General features: G+C 44.0%; 22 protein-coding genes. 11 read left to right on the plus strand and 11 right to left on the minus strand.

Going from position 1 to position 19,044, the window contains the following annotated elements:
• Window positions 1–5: 5 nt before the first annotated feature.
• Window positions 6–425, plus strand: coding sequence for a PGPGW domain-containing protein (locus AC13DA_RS10100; protein WP_007144916.1), 420 nt, complete (start codon window positions 6–8; stop codon window positions 423–425).
• Between the two features lie 2 nt (window positions 426–427).
• Here AC13DA_RS10100 and AC13DA_RS10105 read toward each other — a convergent pair whose 3' ends face one another.
• The 4 genes from AC13DA_RS10105 to purM are packed head-to-tail and all read right to left on the minus strand — an operon-like array spanning window position 428 to window position 3,444.
• Window positions 428–1,033 (minus strand): NUDIX domain-containing protein, encoded by a 606-nt coding sequence (locus AC13DA_RS10105; protein WP_273180615.1) that lies wholly within the window; start codon window positions 1,031–1,033, stop codon window positions 428–430.
• The gene (locus AC13DA_RS10110; RefSeq protein ID WP_007144918.1) at window positions 1,026–1,790 is read right to left on the minus strand and encodes a DUF3108 domain-containing protein; all 765 of its coding nucleotides are present in this window, start codon (window positions 1,788–1,790) and stop codon (window positions 1,026–1,028) included. The genes AC13DA_RS10105 and AC13DA_RS10110 overlap by 8 nt, the downstream gene beginning before the upstream one ends.
• Before the next feature lie 2 nt (window positions 1,791–1,792).
• Window positions 1,793–2,386, minus strand: a complete 594-nt coding sequence (gene purN, locus AC13DA_RS10115) for a phosphoribosylglycinamide formyltransferase (RefSeq protein ID WP_284451271.1) — start codon at window positions 2,384–2,386, stop codon at window positions 1,793–1,795.
• Between the two features lie 2 nt (window positions 2,387–2,388).
• Entirely contained in the window at window positions 2,389–3,444 is a 1,056-nt protein-coding gene (gene purM / locus AC13DA_RS10120) for a phosphoribosylformylglycinamidine cyclo-ligase (protein WP_007144920.1), read from the minus strand.
• 59 nt (window positions 3,445–3,503) lie between these two features.
• Here purM and AC13DA_RS10125 point away from each other — a divergent pair, with 59 nt between their 5' ends.
• The 9 genes from AC13DA_RS10125 to AC13DA_RS10165 all read left to right on the plus strand — a co-directional run bounded on the left by AC13DA_RS10125 (window position 3,504) and on the right by AC13DA_RS10165 (window position 13,150).
• Window positions 3,504–4,565: a DUF2066 domain-containing protein gene (locus AC13DA_RS10125; RefSeq protein WP_284451270.1), complete on the plus strand. Its 1,062-nt coding sequence runs from the start codon at window positions 3,504–3,506 to the stop codon at window positions 4,563–4,565.
• Window positions 4,562–5,116 (plus strand): CDP-alcohol phosphatidyltransferase family protein, encoded by a 555-nt coding sequence (locus AC13DA_RS10130; protein WP_284451269.1) that lies wholly within the window; start codon window positions 4,562–4,564, stop codon window positions 5,114–5,116. Before AC13DA_RS10125 ends, AC13DA_RS10130 begins: the two co-directional genes overlap by 4 nt.
• Entirely contained in the window at window positions 5,092–6,162 is a 1,071-nt protein-coding gene (locus AC13DA_RS10135; RefSeq protein WP_284451268.1) for an AI-2E family transporter, read from the plus strand. Before AC13DA_RS10130 ends, AC13DA_RS10135 begins: the two co-directional genes overlap by 25 nt.
• Window positions 6,163–6,177: 15 nt before the next feature.
• Complete coding sequence (hda, locus tag AC13DA_RS10140) at window positions 6,178–6,882, plus strand: DnaA regulatory inactivator Hda (RefSeq protein WP_007144924.1); 705 nt, start codon at window positions 6,178–6,180, stop codon at window positions 6,880–6,882.
• The gene (locus AC13DA_RS10145) at window positions 6,875–7,807 is read left to right on the plus strand and encodes a hypothetical protein (protein WP_284451267.1); all 933 of its coding nucleotides are present in this window, start codon (window positions 6,875–6,877) and stop codon (window positions 7,805–7,807) included. Before hda ends, AC13DA_RS10145 begins: the two co-directional genes overlap by 8 nt.
• Window positions 7,804–9,558, plus strand: a complete 1,755-nt coding sequence (gene recJ / locus AC13DA_RS10150; RefSeq protein WP_284451266.1) for a single-stranded-DNA-specific exonuclease RecJ — start codon at window positions 7,804–7,806, stop codon at window positions 9,556–9,558. The genes AC13DA_RS10145 and recJ overlap by 4 nt, the downstream gene beginning before the upstream one ends.
• A 30-nt stretch (window positions 9,559–9,588) precedes the next feature.
• Window positions 9,589–10,587 (plus strand): 2-hydroxyacid dehydrogenase, encoded by a 999-nt coding sequence (locus AC13DA_RS10155; protein ID WP_284451265.1) that lies wholly within the window; start codon window positions 9,589–9,591, stop codon window positions 10,585–10,587.
• The gene (gene dinG, locus AC13DA_RS10160) at window positions 10,584–12,671 is read left to right on the plus strand and encodes an ATP-dependent DNA helicase DinG (RefSeq protein WP_284451264.1); all 2,088 of its coding nucleotides are present in this window, start codon (window positions 10,584–10,586) and stop codon (window positions 12,669–12,671) included. Before AC13DA_RS10155 ends, dinG begins: the two co-directional genes overlap by 4 nt.
• A 188-nt stretch (window positions 12,672–12,859) precedes the next feature.
• A complete protein-coding gene (locus AC13DA_RS10165; protein ID WP_284451263.1) occupies window positions 12,860–13,150 on the plus strand; it encodes a hypothetical protein in 291 nt (96 codons plus the stop codon).
• A 55-nt stretch (window positions 13,151–13,205) separates the two neighbouring features.
• Here AC13DA_RS10165 and AC13DA_RS10170 read toward each other — a convergent pair whose 3' ends face one another.
• The 4 genes from AC13DA_RS10170 to AC13DA_RS10185 all read right to left on the minus strand — a co-directional run bounded on the left by AC13DA_RS10170 (window position 13,206) and on the right by AC13DA_RS10185 (window position 15,248).
• Window positions 13,206–13,487, minus strand: coding sequence for a peptidylprolyl isomerase (locus AC13DA_RS10170; protein WP_007144930.1), 282 nt, complete (start codon window positions 13,485–13,487; stop codon window positions 13,206–13,208).
• Between the two features lie 41 nt (window positions 13,488–13,528).
• Window positions 13,529–14,215, minus strand: coding sequence for a type 1 glutamine amidotransferase domain-containing protein (locus AC13DA_RS10175; protein WP_007144931.1), 687 nt, complete (start codon window positions 14,213–14,215; stop codon window positions 13,529–13,531).
• The gene (locus AC13DA_RS10180) at window positions 14,181–14,927 is read right to left on the minus strand and encodes a class I SAM-dependent methyltransferase (protein ID WP_284451262.1); all 747 of its coding nucleotides are present in this window, start codon (window positions 14,925–14,927) and stop codon (window positions 14,181–14,183) included. The genes AC13DA_RS10175 and AC13DA_RS10180 overlap by 35 nt, the downstream gene beginning before the upstream one ends.
• Window positions 14,928–15,029: 102 nt before the next feature.
• Entirely contained in the window at window positions 15,030–15,248 is a 219-nt protein-coding gene (locus AC13DA_RS10185; protein ID WP_007144933.1) for an RNA-binding S4 domain-containing protein, read from the minus strand.
• Between the two features lie 161 nt (window positions 15,249–15,409).
• Here AC13DA_RS10185 and AC13DA_RS10190 point away from each other — a divergent pair, with 161 nt between their 5' ends.
• Entirely contained in the window at window positions 15,410–15,718 is a 309-nt protein-coding gene (locus AC13DA_RS10190; protein WP_284451261.1) for a hypothetical protein, read from the plus strand.
• Window positions 15,719–15,755: 37 nt separating this feature from the next.
• Here AC13DA_RS10190 and AC13DA_RS10195 read toward each other — a convergent pair whose 3' ends face one another.
• The 3 genes from AC13DA_RS10195 to AC13DA_RS10205 are packed head-to-tail and all read right to left on the minus strand — an operon-like array spanning window position 15,756 to window position 19,007.
• Window positions 15,756–16,889 carry a sodium ion-translocating decarboxylase subunit beta gene (locus AC13DA_RS10195; protein WP_007144935.1) on the minus strand — a complete coding sequence of 378 codons (1,134 nt, stop codon included), beginning with the start codon at window positions 16,887–16,889 and terminating at the stop codon, window positions 15,756–15,758.
• A gap of 12 nt (window positions 16,890–16,901) precedes the next feature.
• Entirely contained in the window at window positions 16,902–18,677 is a 1,776-nt protein-coding gene (gene oadA, locus AC13DA_RS10200; RefSeq protein WP_284451260.1) for a sodium-extruding oxaloacetate decarboxylase subunit alpha, read from the minus strand.
• A gap of 48 nt (window positions 18,678–18,725) precedes the next feature.
• Entirely contained in the window at window positions 18,726–19,007 is a 282-nt protein-coding gene (locus AC13DA_RS10205) for an OadG family protein (RefSeq protein ID WP_284451259.1), read from the minus strand.
• Window positions 19,008–19,044 lie beyond the last annotated feature (37 nt).

The raw sequence follows: 19,044 nt of genomic DNA on the forward strand, positions 1-19,044 counted from the left end.
ATCTAATGGAAGAGCTGATCAAAACAATATGGAGTAATGAAACGTGGTTATGGTCATTGGGAATCATCTCCATACTCAGTTTTGTTGCTTCTTTAGTTTTTATACCCTATCTGATCGTCAGGATGCCCGCCGACTATTTCTCAGCAGAAAAGAGACATAAAACGCCTTGGGCTGATCAACATATCATCATCAGAACAGTGCTTATCACCCTGAAAAATTGTCTGGGAATTGTTTTAGTCATTTTGGGCTTGGCCATGCTGGTATTACCCGGACAGGGATTATTGACGTTATTTATCGGTCTTATATGCCTTAATTTTCCAGGAAAATATCGACTGGAAAAATGGTTAATCCAACAAAAAAATATTCGACGTTCTATTGACTGGCTACGTCAGCGAGCGGGCAGTGAACCTTTGAATTATGAGTGATTTTATTGCCATTGCTGGCGAAGTTTATCGCGGTTTAATTGTAACCACTGAATAGCAATAAGTGGGATCGCTGATTTAATGCGTCCGCTTTCAACGAGCTCGCAAGCATCCTCAAAAGTAACAACGCTGACAGCGATATCCTCATCTTCTTCAGCAAGGCCATGAACACCACCCACTTCACTGGTATCGACTTTGCCACAGAATAAAGTGAGGCATTCCGAGGTGCCGCCGGGCGAGGTATAAAACTCGCTGACCTTCATCAGTTCTGTGATAACACAACCGGCTTCTTCCTGAGCTTCTCTGATAGCAACTTCTTCCGGTGTTTCATTTTCTTCAACAGCGCCGGCAACAATCTCAAGTAACCAGGCATCTTCTTGTGGTTTCGACAATACTGCCCCGGCACGAAACTGTTCAATAATAACCACTTCATCACGATGCGGATCATAAAGCAAAACGCCAACGCAGTCGCCGCGATGAAAGACTTCTCTTTCAACAACCTGACTCCAGCCACCATGATAAAGCGTATGTTGCAGTGTATATTTTTTTACGCTGAAGAAACCTTTGTATACGGTCTTCTGATTAAGCACTTTAAAAGACTTTTTAGTCATGGGCATTTACAGTGTCTGTCGCGTTATTATTAATGAATGCATGCTGATAATCCATGCCGGTGAGTCGGCGAAGGACTGCAGTAAAGGTGGTGCCATCTTCGGTGTGTTCCAGTTTTACTGGTAAATAGGAAAGGGAAGGAGCACACCAGAGTGTTGTTTCACGATCATTATCTTTGTCACGGTGCCGGGTTAATTTAACCGCATCAATTTCACCCAGCGGTGTTTTGATGCGTTCCTGGCCTAATATACGGATCTGATAGGTTTTTAATTTGCCGCCATCAGCAATACGATAGTTGATGTGATCACCTTCATGCTTGGCTAAATCCCGCATCAGGCTGATTTGATAAACGAGTTTATCCAAGGTGTTGGGTTCAAGATGAAGCTGCCAGGGATGTTCCTGATCATCAATCTGTACCGTCATATCTGGCCAGTCAAACTTCATTTCCAGGCGTTTTTCTTTTTTTCCGCCAGTTCGAAGATACCGATAGAACTGGGGTTGTACGGTATTATCGTGTATTTTCCATAAACTGGTTTCTTCAATGACATCCGGTTTAAAAAACGAAAATACGCCCTTGGCTTGTGAAACAGAACTGAAGTGTCTGATCCCTGTTTCATCTGTCTCAAGTGTACGTTTCAGCTCACCTGCCTGAATACCATTCAACTTCACTGAATAATTGGCCGAAAAGTCCGGTATATCTGCCGCAATAGATACTTTTATAAAAATAAACAGCAAAAAAACACTGAACAATAGTCGCATTATTAGTCCTGTTTAACATTCACCAGTTTTTGTATGGCAGCAGGATACAACTGATGTTCCTGTTCTAATACTCTTGCAGCAAGTGTTTGTGCTGAATCATCAGGCATAACCTGGACTTTGGCCTGCATAATGACCGGACCATCATCCAGTTCTGCAGTGACAAAATGTACACTGGCTCCATGTTCTTTTTCACCGGCATCAATAGCGCGTTGATGTGTATCAAGGCCTTTGAATTTCGGTAATAGAGAGGGGTGAATATTAATCAGTTTATTTTGATAATGCTCAACAAACTCAGCAGTAAGAATGCGCATAAAGCCAGCTAAAATCACGTAATCGGGATTAAATTCGTCAATTTGCTGAGCTAAGGCTCTGTCAAAACTCTCCCTGTCTGCAAAAGCCTTGTGATCAATAATCTTGGTAGGAATGGATTGGCTACTGGCATATTCCAATCCCGCAGCATCTGGACGATTACTGATAACCGCAGCTACCGTAGCATCAAGTTGCTGATGATTAATCGCTTCGATAATAGAGCGCATATTGCTACCGCGGCCGGAGATTAAAATCACCAGCCGGGTTGTAGATTCATTCACACTCATGGTTATTGAATTTCGACTAGTTCGTCAGCCGCATTTGCTGTTTCAATTTGACCAATTAAACTGGCTTGTTCACCAGCACTGTTCAATACCGCTAAAGCTTCAGACACATCATTCTCTGCAACCACGATAACCATACCTATCCCATTATTGAATGTGCGATACATTTCTTTATCTGTAACGTTGCCATTTTCTTGCAGCCAGTCAAACACAGCAGGACGCTGCCAACTACTGGCATCAATGACCGCTTTCACACCTTCTGGCAGAACGCGTGGAATATTTTCAAGCAGACCGCCACCGGTAATGTGTGATAACGCATGAATGCTGACTTTTTCATTCAGCTGTAATAGCGATTTCACGTAAATTTTTGTTGGCGCTAATAATTTTTCACCTAAAGTGGCGCCATCAAATGCCGAGCTTAAGGATTGACCGCTACGTTCAAGAATTTTACGGATGAGTGAATACCCATTTGAATGTGGACCAGAAGCGGCGAGACCAATGAGTTTATCCCCAGCAGCGACTTTTGAACCATCGATAACGGCTTCTTTTTCAACCACACCGACACAAAAGCCTGCTAAATCATAATCGCCATCTTCATACATGCTAGGCATTTCAGCTGTTTCACCACCGACTAACGCGGCTCCAGCCTGCAAACAACCTTCAGCTATGCCAGATACCACAGACTCTGCAATATCGACATCCAGTTTTCCCGTTGCATAATAATCGAGGAAGAATAAAGGCTCTGCGCCCAATACAGCGATATCGTTGACACACATCGCCACCAAGTCAATGCCGATGGTATTGTGGATACCGGATTCGATCGCCAGACGTAATTTAGTGCCCACGCCATCGGTGCCGGAGACTAGAACAGGCTGTTTGTATTTATCGACCGGAAGTTCGAAAAGACTACCAAAACCACCTAAACCAGCCATAACACCTGGTCGACGGGTTCTTGCTGCGTGAGGTTTAATGCGATCGACTAAGGCGTTGCCAGCTTCAATATCAACGCCGGCATCACGATAACTAAGAGAGGTGCGAGAAGAGTCCACGCTATCGGTCATAATGTATTCCTGAAAATGTTGTGCATCACATGCTTAAAACAGCGTGTTAGAATACCACAATGCACCGATTATTTTATGCCCTTATTTTGCTGTTTCTGAGTTTTAGTAGCTATGCTGCTGAGGTCAATAATCTTTATCAGGCGACAGCTCCTGTCACGACACAACAGCAGAAAGAGCGCGATGCTCTGGCACCTGACTTGCTCAAGCAAGTTCTTATTAAGTTAGTCGGTAATGAAAATCAGCTTAGTCAAGCCGATATTGCTCCGGTACTTGCCAATGCCACGCAACTGGTCGAACGTTATGAGTATATTCGTAACAATATAGAAGCTGCCGATTTAACACAGCCTGATCAACTTTCATTGCGTTTGAGTTTTGATAAAAATGCCGTCAATGCGGTTATACGTCAGCTTGGTCTGCCTCGATGGGGGAAAGTCAGACCGGACGTGCTGGTCTGGTTAGCTACTGATATAGATGGCCAGCAAAGTTTGCAAGGTTTAGAAAATATTCCCCAAGACGTTTTTAAACCGTTACAACAAGCGGCTGATGAACGAGGCTTGCCCATTCTTATGCCGTTGATGGACCTGCAAGATCAGTCTGCTTTGAGTTTTGACGATGTATGGTCAGGTAACGATGATGCCATCAAGGCCGCTTCGCAGCGTTATGGGGCGGATATCATTCTTATTATCAAAATGACAATCCATAATGACACCACTCAGATTATCTGGCAGTCAGGCACGGGTGAAACCCGTCAAAGCTGGACCTCAGAAGGCTTTATCAGCGCTTCGATAAATAAAGGCTTAGGAGTGTTAGTCGATAGTCTGGCTAGCGAGTATGCTCAGCATAACCAGGTGTCTGATACGAATAAGACACTTTCTGTGCAGATTGATGAGGTTAATGACTACGTGGATTTTTCCAGAGTCATGGCCTATCTCAACCAAATCGACAGTATTGACAATATCCGGGTGAATAATTTGGGTATGAATATTCTCGATTTAGATATTAGCTATAGTGGTGACATGCAAGTTCTGCAACGTCTTTTGTCTGTTGGTGGCCTTTTATCAGAATTAACCGAACCTGAGGGCACGATAACGGATAAAAAATATTATCGGTTAACACATTGAGTTTACGTGACATTCCCAATCTGATTTCATTGTTACGAATTTTGCTGGTGATTCCAGTGGTATGGGCACTGGTGCACGAACGATATGTATTAGCACTAATCGTATCCGCCATCGCAGGCATTTCAGATGGTATTGATGGTTTTCTCGCCAAACATTTTCACTGGCAGTCACGTCTCGGCTCAATTCTTGACCCGATAGCTGACAAACTCTTGTTGGTGGCAAGTTTTGCCACTTTAGCCTGGATTGGTCTGCTTCCGATGTGGTTGCTTTGGTTAGTGCTTGCCCGGGATGTCATCATTGTGTGTGGTGGATTAGTCTATCATTACACCATTGGCGAATTTGAACTGCTGCCGTTATGGAGCAGTAAACTTAATACGGCATTACAAATTCTATTAGTGTTGCTGGTAATCATTGAACAACAATGGCTGCCTGCTCTGCATACTGTGGTGACCATGGTTATATGGGCCGTTGTGACCAGTGTTTTATACAGTGGTTTTGAATATGTGATTATTTGGGGAAATAAAGCATGGAAGCAGAGAAAACAACCATAATGACGGATACCAATAAGTTTTTGCTTGTGGCCATCGTTGTTATAGCAGGTTGGTTATTATTTGAGCTGTCACCAGTATTGATGCCATTTTTTATTGCGACGCTTTTTGCCTACTTGGGGGATCCTTTGGTAGATAGACTGGAAAGCTGGAATTTATCCAGAACCATGTCAGTAAGTGTGGTGTTTGCCGTTATTTTTATTGTGGTTGCTTTGATGTTATTAGTCATGCTGCCTTTACTCAGTGCTCAGGTAGCCAAATTGTTTAGTAATTTGCCTGATTATTTAACACAGACACAGAAACTGATAGAGCCGTGGTTGAACTCAGTGGGGTTACCAACCGATGTGTTTAACCTGCAGACAGTAAAACAGGCGTTGAGTAAATACTGGTCGGAGTTTGGGCAGGTTGCCGGAGGTGTTTTCAGCTATATGACACGCTCTGGCATGGTGTTAGTGCAGTGGCTGGGGAATTTGCTTTTAATTCCGGTACTTACTTTTTATTTATTGAGAGACTGGGATAGTTTAGTTGCCCGTTTCAGAGAGTTACTGCCAAGACGATATGCGGAAAAATTCATTGAAATGTCATTGGAATGTGATGACATGTTAGCTGGCTTTATGCGTGGTCAGTTGATGGTGATGTTCGCACTTGCGGTGATATATACCTTAGGGCTCAGTTTGATTGGCCTGGAATTAGCCTTATTACTGGGCGTAATTGCCGGGCTTGTCAGCTTTGTTCCATATCTTGGCTTAATCGTAGGCATTTTACTGGCTGGATTGGCCGCATTCTTTCAATTTGGTGACTGGCTACCGGTGCTGCAAGTGGCCATTGTATTTGCTGTCGCCCAAGCTATAGAAGGGATGGTGCTGACGCCTCGTTTTGTTGGTGAGCGTATTGGTTTGCATCCAGTGGCCGTTATTTTTGCTGTATTAGCCGGTGGGCAATTATTTGGCTTTACCGGTGTGTTACTTGCTTTGCCTGCCGCTTCGGTTGTCATGGTGTTGTTACGCCATGCGCATCAGCGTTATCTCGATAGTCATTTGTATTCTTAACTTAGTCACGCACACATGTCATTAGCTGAAACACAACTAACGCTTCGACTATCTCCTCAGGAGATATACAGGCTCGATAATTTCTTGTTTGCCAAACAAGAAACCAAACAAGCTCTACAAGCGTTTTGTCAGTTAGCTGAATTGGATTTCCTATACCTTGCGGGGGATAGTGGCACAGGTAAAACACATTTGCTGATAGCTTGTGCCGAAACGGTTCAGCAAATGGGTTACAGGGTCATTTATTTGTCGTTATCAGAACTTGTGAAAACGGCAGCGCCTGCAGCACTTCAGGCAATTGAACAAGCCGATTTACTCTGCCTGGATGATATCGATGCGATTGCTGGCTTACCCGAGTGGGAAGAAGCTGTTTTTCACTGTTTTAATCGCTTGCATGATGCAAAGGGGCGCCTGTTGGTGGCAGCACAACAGACCCCAGCGAATAGTTCAATTCGATTACCGGATTTACGGTCAAGGCTGGCGACAGGTCTGGTTTATCAATTAGTGATGATGACAGATGAACAGAAACAGCAAGCCCTGATATTACAGGCACAGTCACGTGGATTAACGATAACAACCGAGGTGGCACAATATTTACTGCGTCATTATGGACGCGATATGCCTGCTCTGATGACTGTTTTACAACAGCTAGATAAAGCTTCTTTACAGGCTAAACGAAAGTTAACCATACCGTTTATCCGGCAAGTTTTGGCGAATGGCTAGCCAACAACTGACGCTGATTCTGCCTGCTTTTTCGGTCGTCGTTGCCAATCCAATAAACCAGAGCTTTTTACCTCAATCATTAAAAATACTGATGAAAAGAGGGACGTTTATTGAGTCTGAAGATCGTTTTTTTCAGCAACTATTATCATTATTTTCTGAAGAAACAAGATATTGGGACGACTTCCCCATGGCGAGGTTAAGAGGTGGAACGGAGTTCAGTCTGTGTGTAGATCCCTGTTATTTACAAGCTGACCGGGACCAACTGCTGCTATTTCATCATGGCCTGGATATCAGTATGGACGAAGCTGAACAACTTATTGCTTCGATTCAATATCTGTTTGATGATTTGGGCGCTTCATTAAGCATTAACACAGCGAATCAATGGCTGCTGAGCATGCCAATCGAACCTGATATTGAATTGACTTGCGTGGATAAGGTCGATCGTCGTGCAGTGACTGAATTTTTACCCAAAGGCGCTGATGCCCGCTTATGGATTCGTTTATGGAATGAGATTCAGATGGTGTTATTCGACTGTCCGGTGAATCAGGCAAGAGAAGCACAGGGTAAGGTGCCGTTTAATAGTGTCTGGTTCTGGGGGAAGGAAAAAATGCCTGATGAATGGCAGACCTGGTCACATGTTTCTGGTCAAGATGAAACATTGAAGCAATTGAGTCACTACAGTGGCTCTGAATGGCTGGAGAATATTGACCATTTTACTGATATTCAAGCAAAACACGCCTTGCATTTAGCCCATTTTGATCCGGATAAAGACTGGTCAACGCAAATGGAAGTGCTTGATAAAAACTGGTTAACGCCTATTTATAAAGCATTAAAACGTTTTCAGTTGGATTCCGTGCATATCGTTATTCCTGAGTGGGGGACTTACCATTTAACACCGACATCGGCCTGGAAAATCTGGTTATGAGTGTATTACCTGATATTGTTGAACGCCCTCACCATGGCTGGGATAAGCTCCCTGAGTCATGGCCAGACAGTTTGCGAAAAATCATGGCCGCACGCGGTATTACCGCGGTGGAACAGTTGTATTTTGAACTGGCTGACCTACCAAGGCCAGATCAGCTCCTTGGCATGCAGGCCGCTGTTGAATTATTAGCCACTGCTTTGAAAGAACAATGGAAAGTCACGATTGTTGCTGATTTTGATAGTGACGGTGCTACCAGTTGTGCTTTGGCGATACGTGGTTTGCAGTCGATGGGCTTGAAACAGGTTCATTATATTGTTCCTAATCGCTTTATTCATGGCTATGGACTGACTCCCTCGTTATTAGAGGATATTCCAGCGCATGAACAGCCAGATTTACTGGTGACGGTGGATAATGGCATTGCCTCAATATCAGGGGTAAAAGCGGCACATCAACGAGGAATGAAAGTGTTGGTGACTGATCATCACCTGGCTGGTGAGGAATTGCCGGAAGCGGATGCCATCGTGAATCCCAATCAAACCGACGATCCCTTCCCCTATAAAAATCTGGCTGGTGTCGGTGTCTGTTTCTATGTGTTATTGGGCTTAAGGCAGCATTTAAGAACAACCGGCTGGTTCGAAAGCGCCGCTTTGCCTGAACCGAAAGTGGGGGATTGGCTCGATCTCGTCGCTTTAGGGACGGTAGCGGATGTGGTGCCACTGGATAAATTAAATCGTACATTGGTCAATCACGGATTGCAGCGTATTCGTCGCGGTAAAGGCTGTATCGGCATACAAGCACTGATTCGAATTGCAGGCAGAGAAAAAGAAAAACTAGTTTCTTCTGACTTAGGCTTTAGTATTGCCCCCAGATTGAATGCCGCTGGGCGTATGGAAGATATGGGACTCGGCATTAATTTACTGCTGACAGATAATGCTGATCAGGCCCTTAGTATAGCGACACTGCTGGATAGCATTAATCTGGAACGACGCGCGGTAGAGCAAACGATGCAAGTGGATGCATTGAAGATGCTGGAACAGATTGATATTGAGGACGATACTTTAAGAACAGGCTATTGCTTATTTAATGAAGATTGGCATCAGGGTGTGATTGGGCTGTTGGCCTCACGTATTAAAGAAAAAACATACCGTCCGGTTATTGCTTTTGCTCCCGGTAATGACGATGAAGTGAAAGGATCGGCACGTTCTATTCCAGGCATACATATTCGTGATGTATTGGCCCGAGTAGCTGCTAAACATCCTAAATTGTTAGAACGTTTTGGTGGTCATGCTATGGCGGCTGGTTTAACGATAAAAAAAGCCGATTTAAGTGAATTTAATCGGGCATTTGAATCGGCCTTGAATGAGATGGTGTCAACCGAAACCTACTTACAACAACTACCTTCAGATGGTGAGTTAGCAGCAAGCGATTGCCAGTTGTCATTTGCAGAAATACTGTCTGAGGCAGCGCCTTGGGGCCAGGGTTTTGAGGAGCCCAGGTTTCATGGGGTGTTTAAAGTAAATCATTTTCGTTTAGTTGGACAGGAACAGAATCACCTGCGTTTACAGCTTGAGATGAATGGTAACAGGCAGGTGAATGCGATGGCTTTCGGTCAGGATAAACCGAGCTGGTTAGATGAAAACAGTCTAGTATTAGTGCGTTATAAATTATCTGTAAATGAGTTTCGCGGTCAGAAAACCTTACAGTTCCTGGTGGATGAATTAATGCCAGCCAATACAGATACGCATAACTGACCATCATTAGTTATATCAGGTAGATAAGTCATGCCCACTCATCAAATTGCTGTGTTTAGTGCTAAGTCATACGATGAACGCTTTTTATTGCAAGCGTCAGTGCCTGCGATTCAATTCATTTGTCATGAGGTCACACTGAATCCATCCACCGCGGTGATGGCAGAGGGCTTTGAAATTGTCAGTGCCTTTGTTAATGATGATTTGAGTCGGGAAACATTAGGCACACTAGCAGAAGGTGGCACACGACTGATTGCCTTACGCTGTGCGGGTTATAATCAGGTCGATCTGATTGCCGCGCATGAGTTGGGCATCAGCGTGGTTAACGTTCCGGCCTATTCGCCTTATGCTGTAGCTGAGCACACCATCGCATTGATGTTGGCATTAAGTCGTAAAATTCCTCGTGCCTATAATCGTGTCCGTGATGGCAATTTCTCTCTGGATGGCTTACTCGGCTTTGATTTCTACCAAAAAAACGTAGGGATAGTCGGTGGTGGGAAAATTGGTTTATTAGTGGCGGAAAGAATGCGGGCGTTTGGGTGTGAGGTGCTTGTTTATGAGCCTGTTAACTCGCAACACTGCGTAAAGCAAGGATTTCAAGTGGTTGATTTAACAACACTTATTCAACAATCCGATATTATCAGTCTGCATTGCCCGTTAAATAGTGACACGCGTTACCTGGTTAATCATGACAGCATTGCCAGCATGAAACCGGGAGTGATGTTAATTAACACCAGTCGCGGAGCGTTAATGGATACCCGAGCGCTATTAGACGGACTGAAATCCAAACAAATCGGCTATCTCGGCATTGATGTCTATGAACAGGAAGGCAGTTTGTTTTTTGAAGATCATTCACTTGATATTATTCAGGATGATTTATTTCAACGTCTGTTAACCTTTCCAAATGTATTAGTGACCGGGCATCAGGCCTATTTCACCCAGGAAGCTGTTCAACATATTGCTGAAACCACAGTAAAAAATGTGCTGGCTTATCTTAATGGTGAACGTTTAAGTAATAGAGTAGGCATGTGACGGCAGTAACAACATTATTTGAGCGCATCGAAGCGGCGATGCCTGATTTTAAGGCGCGTCCACAACAGGTGCAAATGAGCGAGTTCATTGCTCAAGCCATGTCAAAACCACCGCAAAAACGGGTGGCTGTCGTCGAAGCACCGACTGGGGTGGGTAAAACGCTGGCTTATCTGACCGGCACTATTCAAACAGCCCTGCTACAAAAGAAAACACTGGTGATCAGTACTGCCACGGTCAACTTACAACAACAGCTTATTCAAAAGGATTTGCCTCAGTTTTCAGCGACACTTGAAGAACCTATTCGTTTTGTTCAGGTAAAAGGGCGTCGTCGTTATGTCTGCCCCAGTAAGCTCAATCAGGTAGCCACCACACCGGAACAGCAGTCGCTCAATATTGATGTGGATGAAAAGTATCAACAGGTGCTGCATACGGCGCAAGCTAAGCAGTTACTGAGTGACTGGGACGAAGAACGCTGGGATGGCGATCGCGATAGTCGCCGTGACAAAATAGACGCTGAACTCTGGCATCAGATCTCTACAGATTCCGAAGGCTGTGCCGGGAAAAGCTGTTCCTTCTACTTACGTTGCCCATACTATAAGCTACGGCGGGAAATGACGGCAGCACAGGTGGTGGTCGCCAATCATGATCTGATACTGAGTGATGCAGACTTAGGTGGTGGTTTGGTATTACCGAACCCGGAAGAAATTCTTTTTGTGTTTGATGAAGCGCATAACCTGCCACGAAAAGCGCTGGATCATGCGGCTAAAGCATTAAATTTTATTCAGCTTTACCAAACCACAGAAACAGCGGACAGTGTACTGAAAAAGATACCGTCCACATTGGCATACAGACAACATGATTTTGGCTATATGCTGTCGGAATTAAGACATGACTTACCGGCGGTAATGAGTCATTTACAACAGATTGAAACCATTTTGCACAGTGATGGTGTTGTGCAGGACTTATTAGAAAAGCATATCACTGAGCCGCGTATTTTCTGGAATAGCCCGTTAGTCAATGCCTTATTAATCCCTTGCCAGGGGTTATTACAGCGCGCTAATTCGATTTATAAACATTATTCTGTACTGGCCAAATGGATTAAGGAAGGGCTGGAAAAAACACAGCTTCCGAATAAAGTTGGGGAAGCCTTATTACCGCAAGTGGGTACGGTTCAGAATATTTTTGGCTACCTCATCGACTTTATGGCTTTGTTTCTAGAGCCTGACCAGGAGGATCGACCGCCTAATGTACGTTGGATATCCGTAGAAACATTTGCAAAGCAGCAAACACTGGTTGTTCATGCCGGCCCGATGACGGCAGCATATTTCCTGGATCGCAGTTTATGGTCAAGAGCCTATGGTGTTGTTCTCACCTCAGCGACACTTCGTGGTTTGGGGTTATTCCATCGTTTCAGATTGGATTGTGGTTTACATCGCTTTGATGAACAGCACTTTTTAGCCGTGCCTTCACCGTTTAACTATCAGAAGCAAGCATCACTACATATTCCTGATATGCGTTTCCTACCCAATGAGCAACAGCAGCAATGGCAGCAGGAAGTTGTTAAAAAACTCATCGATATTATTGACGTCACTGAAGCCACTTTAGTGTTATTTACCTCAAAGCTGGTAATGGAAGCGGTATACCGACAATGTCCCGCCGCGATTACGGCCATAACGATGGTGCAGGGTGACAACCTCTCTCCTAAAAATATGGTGCATCGTCATATTCGACAGATTGAGTCAGGCAAAGGCAGTATTATTTTCGGCTTGGATCGCTTCGCTGAAGGTGTGGATCTGCCGGGTCATTTATGTACCCATGTGGTGATTACAAAATTACCTTTTCCAGTATTCACCAGACCGATTGAACAGGCAAAACAAGAGTGGATTATTCGTAAAGGTGGCCAGCCTTTTACTGCGCTTTCCTTGCCCGCGGTTAGCGTAAAACTGATACAAGCGTGTGGCAGGTTGCTAAGAAAGGAAACGGACTCGGGAAGAATTACTATTCTTGATAAACGTTTATTAACAAAGGGTTATGGTAAACAATTGCTTGCCCATTTACCTGATTATCAGCTTGAGCAGTCATAATCGGCAACGCCACAGGTCACAACATCCTCGTTCAGCAGGAAGCGCTTCCTTAATCAAAAGGATTTAATGTAGCAGCGATTGGGAGGTTCTGCTGCATCTATTCCGTCTTCATTACTCTATTCTATTTCCTAAGCTAAATAGTCCCTGAGCTACTGATTTTTAATTTAACCTGAGGAAGGAATCTGACCATGAAAAAAACAACGTTTGCTGCTTTAACTGCATTGAGTCTTGTTGTTGCACCTGCATTTGCTGATATTGAAAACAGAACGTTTTCTGAGCAATTACAGTTACAAAAAACACAACTGCGTCCACATGCGTTTAACTTCTTTTCTGATCGCTACCTGCAAGTACAAGCGATGAAAAAACCGGTTACTTTAAGCTTTAAAGAGCAATTAGATAGCCAAAAAACATTACTGCGCACGCAACAGTTTAATCCAATCAGTGATGCTTATTTACAGACGCATGCTCGTCAGTCATAAGCCTTATTAATAGGTTGAAATAAAAAACCCGGCTAAAGCCGGGTTTTTTTATGTCTTATTCAGTGCGGCTAGTCACTTCTAATAAGTGATAACCAAACTGTGTTTTTACTGGTCCCTGAACGGTGTTAACGGGAGCAGAAAAAACCACTTTATCAAATTCAGGCACCATCATACCTGGGCCAAATTCGCCTAAATCACCGCCTGAACGGCCAGATGGGCATGAAGAGTGTTCTTTAGCAATGTCAGCAAAATCGGCACCTTGTTCGATTTCACGTTTAAGTTCTAAACAGATTTCTTCACTATCTACCAGGATATGTCTTGCTGTTGCTTTAGCCATGTTCACTCTCTATTTTGATAAAAAGCGACAGTATATCAGTTTCAGGCAAACTTACGCAGACGACTCAGTAAGGCCTGAGCAGTGACTTCTGAGGACTGTGGGTTTTGTCCAGTGATTAATAAACCATCCTCACAGCAGAATGGGGCCCAGTCGTCCGCTTTATGATAATAACCACCGGCATTTTTTAATTCGTCTTCCAGTAAAAACGGGACCACATCGGTAAGGCCTACGGCGTCTTCTTCTGAGTTTGAGAAACCGGTTACCGACAGATTCTTAACAAGTGGTTCGTCGGTGAGTGTTTTTACATTGAGTAATACGGCTGGGGCATGGCAGACTGCTGCCACGGGTTTATCCTGGAAGATAAATTGTTGAATTAATTCAATCGACTTCTCTGACACACTGAGATCCCATAATGGGCCATGACCACCGGGATAAAACACCGCATCATAATCATCAGCACGGACAGTATCGAGAACCAATGTATTAGCCAGTTCAGCTTGTGCTTCTTTGTCTTGTTTAAAGCGTTTTGTTGATTCTGTCTGTGAATCTGGATCGTCACTTTTTGGATCTAATGGCGGTTGACCACCTTTAGGACTAGCCAAAGTGATATCAACGCCAGCGTCTTTGAATACATAATAGGGCGAGGCAAACTCTTCTAACCAAAAGCCGGTTTTTTTACCTGTATTTCCTAAACTATCGTGAGATGTCAAAATCATTAAAATTCGCATATTTCTCCCTTTTTTTGTCAGTATTGATGGGGCATGAATGGGTATCTACCACTAACATATGGCTAGCACCTTTCTGGAATTGATAATCAACAGGCTGCTGCTGCAGATTATAACCCCTTTGCGTTAATGCTTTGCTTATCAAGCCTAGATGAGGAGAGGGGGTATTGTCCAACCCAATCAACGGATACACTCTGACTTCTCTGGCGACTCGACACAACTCAAGCATGGCATGCAGGTGAAACTCAAGGTCAAAATGCTCGCTGTATAAAAACAAAAAGTGTGAGCATAAAGCTAAATCAAATTGCTTATCCTCAAAGGGCAGTTGAGGTAGTTGCGCATTAATATAAAACGACGCGCTGGTTGGTAGCGCATAATCGGCTAAAAATAACTGCATTGCCCTGATGCGCTGTTGATATAAATCATCAGCATCAGAGAAATCCTGCCAGATAAACTGATGTTGATGCTCACGGACCTGACCGATCACATCCGGCCCTACCTGTTCGATTCGCTGCCGGATCTGTTCAGCATTGAATTGATAGATAGGGTCTACTGATGTGACATTTGCACCTTTTTGTCTGGCTTCGACATTAAAACTCGCCGGTCCATCACCACAGCCTAAAATAGATTGTTGAAAGTCATCATCACTGAGCAGAAACATCCGTTGATATTCCAGCAGATTACGCCCCCACGGTACGACCTTATCTAATTTCATTCTTTACTTAATCAGTATGGCGTTTAGATTGCTGTTGATAAGATGGGTTTCCATTCATTCTAATTGGTGAAGAAAACTGGAAATCCATCAACATTCTGGCGTTTATTCAGAGATAATCAGGGTAATATCTTCAAAGCCAATTTCATCTCCACCGACAATTTTTCTGCGCTTCCGTGTTTCCAGTTCGCCATTTACAGAAACCAGACCTTGTTCAATAAAGAGTTTAGCTTCTGCACCGCTGGCTGCGATACCTTCGAATTTAAGTACTTTATATAGCTCAACCGGTGTACTGGTGAGTTCGACTTCGATTGTTTGAGACATGATGAACTCTCATAAAAAAGACTCATGATAAAGCCTATCTGTGACAGTGTGATAACGATTTCTTAATAAAACATGTCAAAACTATTCAAGAGTGTGAATCAGGTCGCGCACTATTAATCTATCTTCTTTTATATTGTGCTAATTACACGGAGTGTTTATAGATGAAACTACTGGTTAATTTCATACAAATTCTGATTATCGGCGTCATCGTTTATCCCATTTATTATGTATGGGAAACACAGCATATTGATAATTTTTGCAGAGAAATTACACCAGGAATGTCTGATAAGAAACTGATTGAATTAGTTAAAGAGTATCATGTCACTTTAATTGGCCTTGATGAGAACGGTGCCGAGAAAGGTAAGTGGCTGGCACAAGTTAAAGCGAAATCATCGTTTTCAGATTATCGCTGTGAGATTGGTGGAATAGCGAATAAAGTGGCTCATGCCAGCATAATGGAAGAAAAATAGACACCCTATCTGTTCGATAGGGTGTCTATTAATCATGCTATGCGCCGACGTAATTAATCAGAATACCTGCGGCGACAGCTGAGCCGATAACACCGGCAACATTCGGTCCCATCGCATGCATTAACAGGAAGTTATGTGGATCAGATTCTAAGCCAAGCTTATTGGATACGCGTGCGGCCATAGGCACAGCTGATACGCCCGCAGAGCCAATCAGTGGGTTAATCGGTTCCTTGATCAATTTGTTCAGCACTTTAGCCATGATGACACCCGATGCCGTGCCGATAGCAAATGCCGCCATACCTAGTACCAAGATACCTAGCGTCTGCAAATCAAGGAATTTATCTGCACTCAGCTTTGAACCTACGGCTAAGCCTAAAAAGATGGTTACCGTATTAATCAGCGAATTCTGAGTGGTGTTGCTTAAACGATCTACCACAGCACACTCTTTCATTAAATTACCAAAACAGAACATACCGAGTAATGGTGCTGCATCAGGTAATAAAAATGCGACAAGGATAAGTAACACTAGCGGAAAGACAATTTTCTCTCGTTGTGAGACATGACGTTGTTGCACCATTTTGATTTTACGTTCTGATTCGGTAGTCAGTGCACGCATAATCGGTGGCTGAATTAATGGCACCAAAGCCATGTACGAGTATGAGGCTACCGCAATGGCGCCGAGTAAATCCGGAGCAAGTTTACTGGCAACATAAATAGACGTTGGGCCATCTGCACCGCCGATAATACCTATGGCGGCGGCATCAGCCAGACTAAAGTCAAAAATGCCAAAGTGAGCTAAAACAACGGCACCCATTAAGGTAGCGAAGATACCGAACTGGGCAGCGGCGCCCAGAAACAGTGTTTTAGGATTGGCTAACAAAGGACCAAAGTCAGTCATTGCGCCTACACCCATAAAGATGATGAGAGGAAAGGCGCCGCTTTCAATACCGACCGCATAGAAAATGTGCAGGATACCATTACCTTCGGCGAGACCAGCACCGGGAATATTGGCCAATACACCACCAAAACCAATGGGCACCAACAGTAAAGGTTCGAAGTTTTTCTTGATAGCCAGATACAGCAATAACATGCCGATCAGAATCATGACACCTTGGCCAGGTGTCATTTGGTTTATGCCTGTTACTTGCCAGAGATGAAGTAGTTTATCCATGAATTCCCCCAATTAAGCGATGGTTGCCAGCTGATCACCGACTTTGACGGAATCACCTTGTTTAACAGAAATGGACGACACGGTACCTGATTTAGAAGCCACGATTTGTGTTTCCATTTTCATGGCTTCCAGAATCAAAATAGTGTCACCTTCATTGACTTGCTGACCGACGCTGACCTCGACTTTCCAGATATTGCCGGATAAGGGGGCTTCAACAGGATCCCCTTCACCCATTGGTGCAGATGCAGATGCTGTTGAGGATTCCACGTGGCTGATATCACCACCTTCATTCACTTGAACAACATAGCTCTGGCCATTGACTTTAATGGTATAGGTTTCTTGTTCCTGGCTTTGAGGACGAGAGGGGGATGATGGGGTGTTATCAATAACAGGAACAGGTTCAAATGCGTCTGGGTTATGACGGTTTTTGAGGAATTTAAGCCCAATTTGTGGGAAGAGGGCGTAGGTTAAAACATCATCAACGTGTTGTTCACCCTCGGCCAGATCAATTTTTTCCTCATCAGCGATAGCGAGAAGTTCGGTCGTGAGCTTTTCCATTTCTGCTTCAAGTAGATCAGCAGGTCGGCAAGTGATGGGTTCAGCACCTTCAAGTACCCGGTCTCGAAGCTCTTTGTTATAAGGCGCCGGGGCTGCCCCGTATTCTCCTTTGAGAATACCTGCCGTTTCCGCAGCGATGGTTTTATAACGTTCACCGGTCAGAACATTGATGACGGCCTGGGTGCCGACAATTTGAGATGTAGGAGTCACCAGAGGAATAAAGCCCAAGTCTTCACGAACCCGTGGAATCTCTTTTAATACCTGATCCATCTTGTCCAGTGCATTTTGTTCACGCAGCTGACTTTCCATATTGGTCAACATGCCGCCCGGTACCTGAGCGACCAAAATACGTGAATCTACACCACGCAGGGAGCCTTCGAACTGGGCATATTTTTTTCTCACCTCGCGGAAGTAGGCTGCTACTTCTTCGAGGAGTTCGATATTAAGACCTGTATCGCGATCCGTATCTTCAAAGATAGAGACAACGGATTCTGTTGCTGAGTGACCGTAGGTCATCGACATTGATGAAATAGCTGAATCGACATTATCAATACCGGCTTCCACGCATTTCATAATAGTGGCTGTCGACAAACCGGTGGTGGCGTGTGATTGCATGTGAATCGGGATATCAATGGTCTGCTTAAGGCTTTGAACTAATTCATAAGCTACATAAGGCTTAAGCAAACCAGCCATATCTTTAATACATAAAGAGTGGGCACCCATGTCTTCAATACGTTTAGCCATGTCTAACCACAAATTCAGATCATGAACCGGGCTGATTGTATAGGCGATGGTGCCTTGTGCGTGACGGTCATTTTCCAGCACCGCTTTGATAGCGGTTTCCAGATTACGTGGATCATTCATCGCATCAAATACACGGAACACATCAACGCCATTGATCGCCGCTCTTTCAACAAATTTTCTGACCACGTCATCAGCATAGTGGCGATAGCCTAATAGATTCTGACCCCGTAACAGCATTTGCTGACGGGTATTCGGCATAGCGGCTTTGAGTGAGCGAATACGATGCCATGGATCTTCGCCCAGATAACGAATACAGGCATCAAAAGTGGCGCCGCCCCAACTTTCGACAGACCAAAAGCCAATTTGGTCAAGCTTGTCAGCGATGGGCAACATGTCATTTAATCTGAGTCGGGTGGCAAATAATGATTGATGAGCATCACGTAAAACGACATCCGTGATACCCAGTGGTTTTTTAACTTCGGTCATATTCATGGCCTTAATTGATTGATTTGAAAAAGTCTTTAATGCGGTGATTTATTTATGGCGGGAACGAAATTTGTGCACTGCAGCAGAGAGCACAGTAATTAAGTTTTTATCATCATTAGCATGTTGAGACTGATTCATGGCCGGGCTGATGACAGCGGTAGGTGAAGAAATGCCTTCTTCTGGTAAGACACCTACATTTTTTTCGTAGCTGGTGATAATGCGTGACATGATGGATGTGACAAACACCAGTAATGTCAAAAATATAAATACGAACCCCATGCCGATAAGCATCAAGTTCAGACCTTCAGTCATTAAGTTTGAATTAGTCATTATTATAATCTCTCTCCGTTGGTTTTCTTAGGTCATT

The organism is Methylophaga sp. F-2, assembly GCF_056859315.1.